Raw genomic sequence first — 10,672 nt, 5'->3', positions numbered from 1 at the left:
CCGGAAGGAGGTTTTTTTATGCAAAGCAGCTTAAGCGACTTAAGAGTTAAACACCATTTTGACGCGGTCTTTGTAGCTGCGGCTGACCTTCACAGCCTGACCGTTGGTCAGCATCAGTTGATGTTCACCGTTCGCCAGCATTTGCAGCTTGGCTATGGTATTTACATTGACTATGGCGCTACGGTGTACCCGGACGAATAGCTTCGGATCCAGCTCTTGCTCCAGTTCTTTCATAGTGCGGCGCAAAATATGGGTTTGACCGTCTCGGGTATGAATACACATATAATCACCGGCTGCATCCACCCAATCGATGGCACTGACGGGGACACGAGTGATTTCGCCACTGTCTTTGATGCTGATCGCTTCAGGGAAACGTTCGTTCATTACAGGTTGCGACTGATCCAGACGCTGTAAAATCTGATCGGTTTTTTCACCTGTCAGCTGCGCCACTACAGCAGCTAACTGGCCTTTGTGACGCTGGTCATCTTTGGCTTCAAAGTTTTTCGTCAGCTTACTGACAGCAGCAGCTAAACGCTCTTTTTCCACAGGTTTGAGTACATAATCCAGTGCCTGCACTTCAAAGGCATTTAATGCATAGTGATCGTAAGCAGTCACAAAAACCACATAAGGCAAATCAATCTGCTGTTGCTGCAATTGCTTTAATACGCCGAAACCATCCAGTCCTGGCATTTCGACATCTAAAAACACCGCATCTGGCTGATGTTCGCGGATAGCAGCTACAGCTTCATCACCGTTGCTGCACTCTGCCACAATATCCAGTTCAGGAAAGTCAGCTAAACGCACCAGCATACCGCGGCGGGCTAACGGTTCATCGTCGACCACTATGACCTTAAGCATTTGTTTCATCTGTACTCTCTGTTTCAAATGGTATTCTGATATTTACTTTCAAACCCCGAGGATGGTTGTGTGTTAAGACCAAAGAAAAATTGCGATCGTACAATGCCGCTAATCGCTCTTTGGTATTAACCAAACCTACTCCGCCAGATTCCCCTTTTGGCAGACCATCGGAAATCACCATTCCAGGCCCGTCATCTGCCACTTCCATCAGTAAGTCATGGCCAAATTTTTGTGCTGTGATCATTATTTTGCCGCCACAGGTCTGGCTGGCAACCGCATATTTAATAGCGTTTTCAACCAAAGGCTGCAAAATCAGACTAGGAACCAAAGCCTGATCGGCCGCTTCATCAATGTCGTAAATAATAGTCAGACGTTCTGAAAACCGAACCTTTTCTATTTCCAGATACAGATTGGCAGCATACAACTCCTGTTGCAGCGGCACTTTTTTAATTGGATCTTTATAGAGTGAATAACGCAAGAAATCACTGAGCCGAACCAGCATCTTATTCGCTGTGTCCGATTCTTTTAATAAGACCAAAGTCGATATTGCATTTAAGGTATTAAACAAAAAGTGTGGATTGAGCTGATAACGCAGCATTTTCAGCTGAGCTTCATGGGCTTTATTACTGGCCGTCAGCGACTTTTGCTTTTCCTGCTGCAGCGTTTGATAGTACTTAATACCAAAATACAAGCCGCTCCAGCTTAACAATACGTAAAAGCCCACAGTGGTCTGACGGAAATACTGAGTCCAGCTATCCGGTCTGAAACCGTGGCGGTAAATTTCCCAGTAGTTAAAGTTACGAAACACAGTCCAGACAGCAGCTATTAATATAGCCACCGCCAATACGCTGAGCATCATTCTCCAGGGTTCCCAATGCCATACGCGCTGAAAAGCGTAACGCAGTGGAATAGTCAACAACCAGCCAGCATATGCATCCAGCGTTACTACTATCCAGTAGGCACTGCGCATTTCCTGAAACAAGGAACCTAAATAGCTGATTAAGGCAAAGCCCACCCAACCCAGAGTGTGCAGCAACCAAAACAGGCGATGACGGTCTTCAAAAAATTTTTGCAAAATAGATACAACTAAATTAAAGCTTACCCCTATTGTATCTCAGCAACAGGAGCTTGGAGAGCCTCAGCTCGGGGATTAGACTTGGTTAGCTCTCCATTAGTCGCAATACAGGTAGGATCAGTTAATAATGGATCTTCAATTTTTGCAGGATAAAACCCATCAGCCAGGCTGGTCCAATTAATAAAAACTGCAGATCCTGAAAAAATGACGGCTTTTTGCCTTCAATTTTATGACCAATAAACTGCAACACCCACATCACAATAAATAACAGCAAGGAAACCAGCCAGATATCCAGACTGACATATTGCTCATAAGCACGAATAAGCATCACCACCAAAGCGGTAAACAAGGTCATTGCCACACCTATGGCAAAAGACAAGCTGAAGTAAAAACCAAGCACAGGCATAGCAATTACTAAAGGCCAGGTAATTTGTTGTTCTGCAAACAAGCTAAAAGGCATTGGGATTTGCCACAGCAGGCCAAACACAGTGAAATAAATAGTGGGGACAGCAAACCAGTGGATCAGTTTGTTGGTGGGGTTTTGATGGCTGACGCCATATTCAGCAAACCATTGGTGGATAGTTTTCATGTTTTATCTGGCTCAGAGCAAAGATAGATGGTCCCACTCTACTGCTGAGCCAACAAAAGCTCAATATGTCCGAGTGATCAGCCTAACACAGGGACTGGCTTGCGATCCGGGCCTAAAGCCACAAAAGTGAAGTTACCTGAGATGGCTTTATGCTGATCGTCGTCATACATATTTTCTACAAAAATATCGACGTTCACCTTAATACTGGTGCGGCCTACATGCTCAATACGGGCAACCAGCTCAATAATGGAACCCGCAGGAATAGATTCTTTAAAATCCACTCTGTCCGAACACACAGTCACCAAAGGTTTACGGCAAAAACGGGTGGCCGCTATAAAAGCTGCTTCATCCATCCAGGCTAAAGCTTCACCACCAAATAAGGTATTGTGATGGTTAGTGCGACCAGGAAATACCGTCTTTGTGACACGGGTCACAGCGTATTCGATACGTTTGGCAAGTAAAGCGTCGTCAGTCATAAGGTTCTCCGGCAGAAATAAGGCGCGAATTTTAGAAGCTTTCCCGGCAATTGCAAGACAATGACCGGGTTTTATCCGACAAAAAATAGCTTAGCGCGCCACCATAGCCCCTAAGTTTTTCCCACCGACCAGATGCATATGAATATGATAGACTTCCTGACCGCCATGCTGATTGCAGTTCATAATCAAACGGTAACCGTCTTCGGCAATGCCCGCTTCAGCGGCCAGTTTACGGGCTACGGTAAATAAACGGCCCAAAGCCAGCTCGTGTTGTGGTTCCACATCGTTTACTGTAGGTATCAATACGTTAGGTACAATTAGAATATGAGTAGGTGCCCGTGGATTAATATCACGAAAGGCAGTAACTAATTCGTCCTGGTATAAAATGTCGGCCGGAATTTCGCGGCGAATGATTTTGCTGAAAATAGTTTCTTGAGCCATCAGAAGATCCTTATAAAATAATGCGCAGATAACGTTCGGGAGTATAGGGTATGACGCCATTGGCTTACCAGCTTAGCATTGCTGACATTACAGCACATCTGGTTGCGGTTGAACTGCATTTTACACCACAGAATAAAGAGGTGATCACCCTAAGCCTGCCCAGTTGGATCCCGGGCAGTTATATGGTGAGGGATTTTGCCAAACATCTGCACTCTGTTGAAGCTTTTGATGATTCAGGTGATTTGCCCCTGACTCAGCTGGATAAACAAAGCTGGCAATTGAGTCACCATCAAAAACAGCTGACTGTGCGTTATAAAGTTTATGCCTTTGATCTGTCGGTGCGCGGTTGTTACCTGGACGATCAACTGGCTATTTTAAATCCGGCGGCTCTCTGCCTTGAAGTTAAAGGCATGGAGGCTTCACCAATCAATTTAACTATTCAGGCGCCTGAGTTTTTAGACTGGCAGGTGGCTACAGGTTTATCCCCAGCCCGCACAACCCGGCCATTGCAATGTGGTCTGTATCAGGCCGATAACTATCAACAACTGATCGACACCCCATTGATGTTAGGTAAACTGGATATCGCCGAATTTGATGTCTGTGGAGTGCCACATTATTTGGTGCTGGCGGGCCATGAGCAGGTGGATCTCGAACGTTTTAAAACAGAGCTGCAACGCATATGCCTGCAACAACAGCAGGTATTTGCTGGCCTGCCGGCAGATTTAACCCAGTACTGGTTTTTATGTTGGGTGACAGATTCAGGCTATGGCGGCCTGGAGCATCATAATTCCACTTTATTGCTGCTGACTCATCAGGATCTTCCGAACCCACAACGTCCTGACGAAAGCACAGCCGATTATCAAAATTTGCTTGGCCTTTGCAGCCATGAGTACTTTCATACCTGGTGGGTGAAACGGGCTAAACCAGCCCAGTTTTTACCTTACAGGTTAAACACAGAGCAATACACAAGCCAGCTTTGGTTATACGAGGGGTTTACTTCCTACTATGATGATTTGGCTTTGGTGCGTTGTGGTGTACTGACGCAGGAGCAGTATTTTGCTGTGCTGGAAAAAACCATCAACAGAGTACAGCTTAGCCCATCAGAGCAGGTGCAATCTGTGGCAGAGAGCAGCTTCAACGCCTGGACTAAGTATTACAAGCAAGATGAAAACGCCGTCAATGCTGTGGTCAGCTATTACACCAAAGGCAGTCTGATTGCGTTGTGTCTGGATGCTTTATTACGCAGTAAAGGCCTGACGCTGGATACCTTAATGCAGTTCGCCTGGAAAACCTATGGCGAACCAGCTTCAGGCAGCACTGAACAGCAGTTTATTCAGCTTTGCTCAGACTATGCAGGGAAAGACATAGCAAGCCAATTGTACAGCTGGGTCTATGGCAACACTGCTTTGCCTTTGGCTGAACTTTTGCCCCATCTTGGTTTAAGCACAGCCCTGCGCCAACAGGAACACAGCAAAGACTTATCCGGCAGTAAAGCGCCAGCTTATCCGGCGCGCGCTTTTGGTGCTGCATTTGGCGCCAGTTCTGAAGGTTTAAAGATCACCAATGTGCCTCTGGGTTCTGTTGCCTACAAAGCAGGCTTGATGGCGCAGGATCAGTTAATTGCTGTTAATGCGGTCAAAGCCACAGAGCAAAACTTCTGGCGTCAGCTCAACCAAAGCCAGATTGGCAGCGTACTGACTTTGCATCTGTTCCGTAAACAACGCTTAGTGCAGTTATCGATGGCGGTTGAACTTGCGCCTGCAACTTTGACGTATTTACAGCTGGTTGATCAGAAAAAAACCGGGCAGTGGCTTGGGGTAACACCTCTTCATAGCCAAAATAATTGAAATGGCAGTAAGTCGATAAGTGTAGGGGCGCGGTTTATCCGCGCCCGTCATGTATTCAAACAGAAATCAAATGAGCACGCGGCAAAAAGGCTGTGGCTACAAGTATGAAGGGATCTATGGATTCGTTATCACAAATAGCTTTAGGTGCCGCTGTCAGTGTCGCGGCTTTTCATAAACCCATCCGCAATAAACAGATGAAAGTCTGGCATGCAGCTGCTGCGGGCGCTGTATTTGGCACCCTGCCCGATTTGGATGTATTGATATCCCATGGCGATCCGATCAGTGACATGACCATGCACCGCACTGAAAGCCATTCCTTGTTTTATTTAACTTTAGTCTCGCCACTTTTTGCCTGGCTGTTGGTGAAGTTATCAGGTCGCCCTCAACTGTTTAAACAGACTGTGCTGGCGGTATTACTGGTGCTGCTGACCCATGCGCTGCTGGACACTATGACTATTTATGGCACCCAGCTTGCGCTGCCTTTTAGCGATTATCCTTTTGGAGTGGGCAGCATTTTTATCATAGACCCGCTTTATACTCTGCCCTTGTTGCTGGGGCTTCTGCTGGCGTTTTGGTCTAAAACCTACTGGAATACTGCAGGCCTGGCCTTGAGCACTGCCTATTTGTTGTTTGGTGTAGTGGCGCAACAACTGGCTTATGCGGAAGTGAAACAACAGCTGGCCGATTCAGGCCAACAAGCCGATCAACTGCTGGTGACTGCAACCCCTTTTAATACCTTATTGTGGCGCGCTGTGGTGGTGAACGAAGATCAGTACCTTGAAGGGTATTATTCTTTGCTTGATGGCTCAACACAGATGCAATGGCGAAGTTTCCCCAGGGATACAGCCTTGATTGAACAATGGCAGGATAACCCTGCTGTGGCACGTTTAGCCTGGTTTAGTCATGGTTTTTATCAACTGGAACAAAAAGAGGATCAACTGTTGGTGACGGATCTGCGGATGGGCATGGCGCCTTTTTACAGCTTTAGTTTTGTGGTGGCTACGAATGAACAACCTCAAGCCCCGGTGCAGCTGGAGTTTCCACGCGACAATGCGGCAAGTTTTGATTGGTTGTATCAACGGGTTCTGGCTAAAACTCAAATTCCGTTGTCTGATTTAGTGAAGTAAAATTCGGGTCAGAACCTGAACTCTGACCCGGGATTTTTAAGCAAAAGCTATAGCGCCTTTGCCAACACCTTCAAAAGCAACCACTTTTACTGCAGTAAGCTGATGTAATTCTTTCACTGTAGTGGCTATATATTGTGCTAAACATTCCACTGTGGTGTCGCAAGGCACCACTTCGCAAGTGCTGGCTGGTAGTGAAATTTCAAAATAACCCTGAGCAGAGCTGTAAGCAAAGTTCAGCGCATCAGCTTCGGCTTTTAAGTATCGTAAGGCGGAAGCTTCAATTTGATCTTCAGCGGTCGCCAGATAAATATCTTCCCAGCGCTCACTCCAGTATTTGCCTAACTTAGGTGACAACATGCCGTTATCAAAAATTTGAATAGTAGAACGATGACCATGAGCAATACGTTGGCAGTTGCCATCATGTTTTTTCAGGCCATGGGTGTAATGGTAAGAAAAACCACTGACTTGTTCAGTGCGCAGCTGTAACACCAGTTTGGCCACGTTATCTGGCAGCAGAGGTTTAATTTGTTCAGTTAAGAATTCTGTGACTGAAGCCATATCAATTTTTTCGGCCTGAATAACCGCAAAGGCTTCAGCAGGTGATGCTACTTGTAGCAGGCCTTTTGCTGAACTGAAGAATACCTGCTCCACTTCACCTTTAATCAGCTGTGTAGCAGGACTCAAGGCGGGAATAGCCAGTTTATGGTCCACCAACTGGTCGATGGCTTTTTTAATGACTTTTTTTACCAGACCAAAATCAAACACCATAGAGGTTTGATCCAAGTCCCCATGCAACTCCACATCAACAATATAACTTTCGCCTAACAAACCACGCTGCTGGCAAAGGTACGAAAAATCGATGACGGTTAAGTCGCGGACAAATAAAATCATAAAATACTTCCGGATGGCGCTGTAACAGCAAAAAGTGGCGACATTATAAAGCAATACGTTGCGCCCGTTAAGCTGGCCTTATTTTTTATGTTCAGTCAGCCAGCCATTCAGTAAACCTATTTGTCCAAGTTTATGGGCTGCATACATTAAACGAATGGCATTGCTGAGCAGTACACTGTCGTTCCATTCGGTTTTTTGCTGAATTTCCTGATAACAGGCTAAAGCTTCTGGTGTTAAATAACCGCGCAACTCTTTTTTGCCAGAGCCTTTTTGCCGCTCTCTGTAACGCTGTTGTTTTTCAGCATTAGAAATTCGTTTTTTTTCCTGTTCCGTCATAATGCTTCTATCTTATGCTGTTAATTTGATTTCGGAAGGTCAGCTTGACTAATCGGACTTGTTTAGCTTACAAGTGTTCGCTAAAGTGGCCCAGCCTTGATGATGGATCTAACATACATGACTAAGAATAGCTTTACAAAACAAGATTTAGTGGCCTGTGGCCGTGGGGAATTATTTGGCGAAGGCAACAGCCAGTTGCCGGTAGACAATATGTTGATGATTGACCGTGTTGTACACATTTCGGAAGAAGGTGGCAAATACGGCAAAGGTGAAATTATCGCTGAATTCGATATCAATCCGGAATTGTGGTTTTTTGATTGCCACTTTAAAGGGGATCCGGTGATGCCTGGTTGCTTAGGCTTAGATGCCATGTGGCAACTGGTCGGTTTCTTCCTGGGTTGGGCTGGTGGTCCTGGTAAAGGCCGTGCTTTAGGTGTAGGTGAAGTGAAATTCACTGGTCAAATTCTGCCTACTGCAAAAAAAGTAACCTACCGTATCGATATGACCCGTGTGATTAAACGTAAATTGTTTATGGGCATAGCTGAAGGTTCTGTCAGTGTCGACGGTCGTGAGATCTATACGGCCAAAGAGCTGAAAGTAGGTTTGTTTCAGGATACGTCTGCCTTCTGACGATGATTTCAAATTAAAAAAACGGAGCTTTTTGCTCCGTTTTTTGTTTCTGAATTTTTACCCATTTTAATCACACCCATTTCTTCATGCTTCCGCTACACTCTTTGCATTTAATTCGTGTTTCACAACAAGGAGATCTGTTATGTCTGCAATAAACCCTGTGGGTTGGTTTGAAATTCCTGTGCTGGATATGGACCGTGCCTGTGCCTTTTACGCCGCTGTTTTAGGCGCTGAATTTGAAATGATGGAAATGGGCCCCAGCCTGATGGCGATGTTTAGTTACGACCACGCTGCTCCTGGTTGTGCCGGAGCTTTAGTCAAAGATCCTGATTGTCAGCCCTCCACCACTGGTACTTTGGTGTATTTTGTGGCCGATGATGTCAATCAGCCTCTGGCTAAAGTGGTTACAGCCGGAGGTCGCCTGGTGATGGAAAAAATGCCGATAGGTGAACATGGTTTTATCGGTAGTTTTATTGATACGGAAGGTAATAAAGTCGCTGTGCATTCCATGAAATAACAACAGCTTAAAACAAAAACAGGGGCTACTATGCCCCTGCTTTGTAAGCTGATTTAGTTAAAACGTATTAAAGCCCGCCTAGTTTTTCCAGCAGTTTGTTTTTAAGTTTGTCTTTTTGCGTTTCAACTTTGTCTTTTAGCTGTGTTTCAAATAATGCTTTGGTATCCAGTGAATACTTCGGCTCTTGCATAGTACCGCTGATTTTCAGTGGTATTTCCACACCCGCCAGATCGTCTTTTTCTTTACCGCCCTGGCCTTTAGAGGTATTCACCAGCGCCGTACTTAACTGATAATCCAAAGCTTCTGTCAGCAGATTGGCAGACCCTTTACCAGCAAGACGTAATAATGGTGCCGCCATTTTTAGATCAGGGTTGGTCAGTACCCCGTCCGTCAGATTAAAACTGCCTGTTAAGCTGGAGAAGTCGGTTTTTTGTTCTGTATTGTCCGTGCTTTGCGCTTCATTTTTTAAAGTGGCTTTGGCATTACGGATCATTTGCGCAATATTGACGCCATACAAAGAACCATCTGTGATTTCAAAACTGCCATTGGCCAGCAGGTTTTTCTTCAGTTGCTCTGGTAATAAGCTGTGGCCCTTGGCCTCAATACTGAGTTTTGCAGTGCCGCTTAACAAATCAATATCAGCGCCATCTATCAGCATAGGTCGCAGCGCCAAGCCGGACAGCTGTTTATTGAAGCTATAGCTGACTGGCGTTTTGCGAGCGTCCAGTGTGGCTTTGGCCACCACTTTGCCATCGTATAAATCTGCGCTGGCATTTTGAATTTGAACCAACCCTGCTTTGTTGCTCAACTCCAATTGCAGATTTTCCGTATGAAGGCCGCTCACTTTCAGAGTTTTGACTGCCAGCTTTAAATCCAGATCAAACTGGCGCAACGCTGTTAAATCAGGTTCAGTGTTGGACGCAGCTTCAGCTTCTGTTGTTGAGGTGTTTTCCGCCATATAAACAGCTGTATCCACCTCATCCAGTTTCAAGTCCAGTTTAATCACTGCTTGTTTGGCGTAATTCACTGCCAGTTGGCCTGAACCTTTGATGTCATCCAGCTCAAGTTTCTGCCATTGCCAATCCAGTTGTTTTTTATCCAGCGCTAGTTTTAAATCTGTCTCTAACACCAACTGCTTCAATGGCAGGCCCTGAAACTCAGTATCCAGTACAAAGTCTTTCAGCTGCACCAACTGATTGTTGTTACTCAGTTGCAACTGCGCTGAACCTTTCAAATTCAACTGGGTTGGATCGGATTTAACCAGCAGTTCAAAATCCAGTGGAGCCCATTCATTGGCTTTAAAATCAGTTAAATTTAATGATTTCAGCGTCAGGCTTTGAGTCGGGCTGCCTTCGGTGATCATATTTAATTGCAGATTGCGAATGGATACATCTTCCAGTTGCAGTTGCTGCGAACCCGGAGCAGATACAGGTGCTGTAGTTTCAGCAGGAGCAGAAGCAACTGCCTGGTCTGAAGTCAGGCCATCCATACTGGTTCTGCCATTTTTAGCTGTCACCAGATTAACTGTTACACCGTCCAGATGCAGTTGCTGAATTTGCAGATCTTTATTCAGCAATGGCATCAACGCCACTGCCGCCACCAGTGTTGAAACTTCCAGCATTTGCTCAGGCACAAAACCTTCAGGATTGGATAAGGTGACATCAGAAAGCGACACGCCCAGACTTGGGTAGACAGTCCAGCCTATATCCCCTGCGATGTGCAGCTGTCGTCCGGTTTGTTGTTCAACCTTTTGGGTAATTTCTGCTTTAAAGTCATTTAAATCAAACAGAACCAGCAGATAAAATACCGTTACTGCGAGAAGACCAACAACGGCAGCCAGCAGCCATTTAAACCAATTCATATCCATTTTCCTTTGGGTCATTTG

At 45.5% G+C, this 10,672-nt stretch carries 12 protein-coding genes; 4 read left to right on the top strand and 8 right to left on the bottom strand.

Annotation, left to right across the window (positions count from 1 at the left end):
- Positions 1 to 39: 39 nt before the first annotated feature.
- The 5 genes from RHEIN_RS02800 to hinT all read right to left on the bottom strand — a co-directional run bounded on the left by RHEIN_RS02800 (position 40) and on the right by hinT (position 3,439).
- Positions 40 to 867, bottom strand: a complete 828-nt coding sequence (locus RHEIN_RS02800) for a LytR/AlgR family response regulator transcription factor (RefSeq protein WP_008897452.1) — start codon at positions 865 to 867, stop codon at positions 40 to 42.
- Positions 851 to 1,933 (bottom strand): sensor histidine kinase, encoded by a 1,083-nt coding sequence (locus RHEIN_RS02795; RefSeq protein WP_008897451.1) that lies wholly within the window; start codon positions 1,931 to 1,933, stop codon positions 851 to 853. The genes RHEIN_RS02800 and RHEIN_RS02795 overlap by 17 nt, the downstream gene beginning before the upstream one ends.
- Before the next feature lie 121 nt (positions 1,934 to 2,054).
- Positions 2,055 to 2,522, bottom strand: a complete 468-nt coding sequence (locus RHEIN_RS02790) for an Mpo1 family 2-hydroxy fatty acid dioxygenase (RefSeq protein ID WP_008897450.1) — start codon at positions 2,520 to 2,522, stop codon at positions 2,055 to 2,057.
- Between the two features lie 77 nt (positions 2,523 to 2,599).
- Positions 2,600 to 2,998 carry an acyl-CoA thioesterase gene (locus RHEIN_RS02785; protein ID WP_008897449.1) on the bottom strand — a complete coding sequence of 133 codons (399 nt, stop codon included), beginning with the start codon at positions 2,996 to 2,998 and terminating at the stop codon, positions 2,600 to 2,602.
- 90 nt (positions 2,999 to 3,088) lie between these two features.
- A complete protein-coding gene (hinT, locus tag RHEIN_RS02780) occupies positions 3,089 to 3,439 on the bottom strand; it encodes a purine nucleoside phosphoramidase (RefSeq protein ID WP_008897448.1) in 351 nt (116 codons plus the stop codon).
- A gap of 50 nt (positions 3,440 to 3,489) precedes the next feature.
- Here hinT and RHEIN_RS02775 point away from each other — a divergent pair, with 50 nt between their 5' ends.
- Positions 3,490 to 5,286 carry a M61 family metallopeptidase gene (locus tag RHEIN_RS02775; RefSeq protein ID WP_008897447.1) on the top strand — a complete coding sequence of 599 codons (1,797 nt, stop codon included), beginning with the start codon at positions 3,490 to 3,492 and terminating at the stop codon, positions 5,284 to 5,286.
- Between the two features lie 116 nt (positions 5,287 to 5,402).
- On the top strand, positions 5,403 to 6,413 hold the full coding sequence (locus RHEIN_RS02770) for a metal-dependent hydrolase (RefSeq protein WP_008897446.1): 1,011 nt from the start codon (positions 5,403 to 5,405) through the stop codon (positions 6,411 to 6,413).
- Between the two features lie 36 nt (positions 6,414 to 6,449).
- Here RHEIN_RS02770 and RHEIN_RS02765 read toward each other — a convergent pair whose 3' ends face one another.
- Complete coding sequence (locus RHEIN_RS02765; protein WP_008897445.1) at positions 6,450 to 7,304, bottom strand: 6-pyruvoyl trahydropterin synthase family protein; 855 nt, start codon at positions 7,302 to 7,304, stop codon at positions 6,450 to 6,452.
- A gap of 78 nt (positions 7,305 to 7,382) precedes the next feature.
- Positions 7,383 to 7,640 carry a hypothetical protein gene (locus tag RHEIN_RS02760; protein ID WP_008897444.1) on the bottom strand — a complete coding sequence of 86 codons (258 nt, stop codon included), beginning with the start codon at positions 7,638 to 7,640 and terminating at the stop codon, positions 7,383 to 7,385.
- Positions 7,641 to 7,757: 117 nt separating this feature from the next.
- On the opposite strand from RHEIN_RS02760, the gene fabA reads away from it, so the two are divergent.
- Positions 7,758 to 8,270: a 3-hydroxyacyl-[acyl-carrier-protein] dehydratase FabA gene (gene fabA / locus RHEIN_RS02755; RefSeq protein WP_008897443.1), complete on the top strand. Its 513-nt coding sequence runs from the start codon at positions 7,758 to 7,760 to the stop codon at positions 8,268 to 8,270.
- A gap of 142 nt (positions 8,271 to 8,412) precedes the next feature.
- Positions 8,413 to 8,787, top strand: a complete 375-nt coding sequence (locus tag RHEIN_RS02750; protein ID WP_008897442.1) for a VOC family protein — start codon at positions 8,413 to 8,415, stop codon at positions 8,785 to 8,787.
- A gap of 67 nt (positions 8,788 to 8,854) precedes the next feature.
- Here the strand turns inward: RHEIN_RS02750 and RHEIN_RS02745 are convergent, their stop codons facing one another.
- Positions 8,855 to 10,648, bottom strand: coding sequence for an AsmA family protein (locus RHEIN_RS02745; RefSeq protein WP_008897441.1), 1,794 nt, complete (start codon positions 10,646 to 10,648; stop codon positions 8,855 to 8,857).
- Positions 10,649 to 10,672 lie beyond the last annotated feature (24 nt).

Source organism: Rheinheimera sp. A13L, from assembly GCF_000217935.1.
GTDB lineage: Bacteria > Pseudomonadota > Gammaproteobacteria > Enterobacterales > Alteromonadaceae > Pararheinheimera.
Note: the sequence above shows the minus strand (reverse complement) of the source record. Positions and strands in the feature narration are given on the sequence as shown.

Bases quoted from the DNA above. Each gene is read 5' to 3' on its own strand.
- RHEIN_RS02775 (WP_008897447.1), top strand. From the start codon at position 3,490: ATGACGCCATTGGCTTACCAGCTTAGCATTGCTGACATTACAGCACAT.
- RHEIN_RS02750 (WP_008897442.1), top strand. From the start codon at position 8,413: ATGTCTGCAATAAACCCTGTGGGTTGGTTTGAAATTCCTGTGCTGGAT.
- RHEIN_RS02745 (WP_008897441.1), bottom strand. From the start codon at position 10,648: ATGAATTGGTTTAAATGGCTGCTGGCTGCCGTTGTTGGTCTTCTCGCA.
- RHEIN_RS02790 (WP_008897450.1), bottom strand. From the start codon at position 2,522: ATGAAAACTATCCACCAATGGTTTGCTGAATATGGCGTCAGCCATCAA.
- RHEIN_RS02785 (WP_008897449.1), bottom strand. From the start codon at position 2,998: ATGACTGACGACGCTTTACTTGCCAAACGTATCGAATACGCTGTGACC.
- RHEIN_RS02760 (WP_008897444.1), bottom strand. From the start codon at position 7,640: ATGACGGAACAGGAAAAAAAACGAATTTCTAATGCTGAAAAACAACAG.
- hinT (WP_008897448.1), bottom strand. From the start codon at position 3,439: ATGGCTCAAGAAACTATTTTCAGCAAAATCATTCGCCGCGAAATTCCG.
- RHEIN_RS02765 (WP_008897445.1), bottom strand. From the start codon at position 7,304: ATGATTTTATTTGTCCGCGACTTAACCGTCATCGATTTTTCGTACCTT.
- fabA (WP_008897443.1), top strand. From the start codon at position 7,758: ATGACTAAGAATAGCTTTACAAAACAAGATTTAGTGGCCTGTGGCCGT.
- RHEIN_RS02800 (WP_008897452.1), bottom strand. From the start codon at position 867: ATGAAACAAATGCTTAAGGTCATAGTGGTCGACGATGAACCGTTAGCC.
- RHEIN_RS02770 (WP_008897446.1), top strand. From the start codon at position 5,403: ATGGATTCGTTATCACAAATAGCTTTAGGTGCCGCTGTCAGTGTCGCG.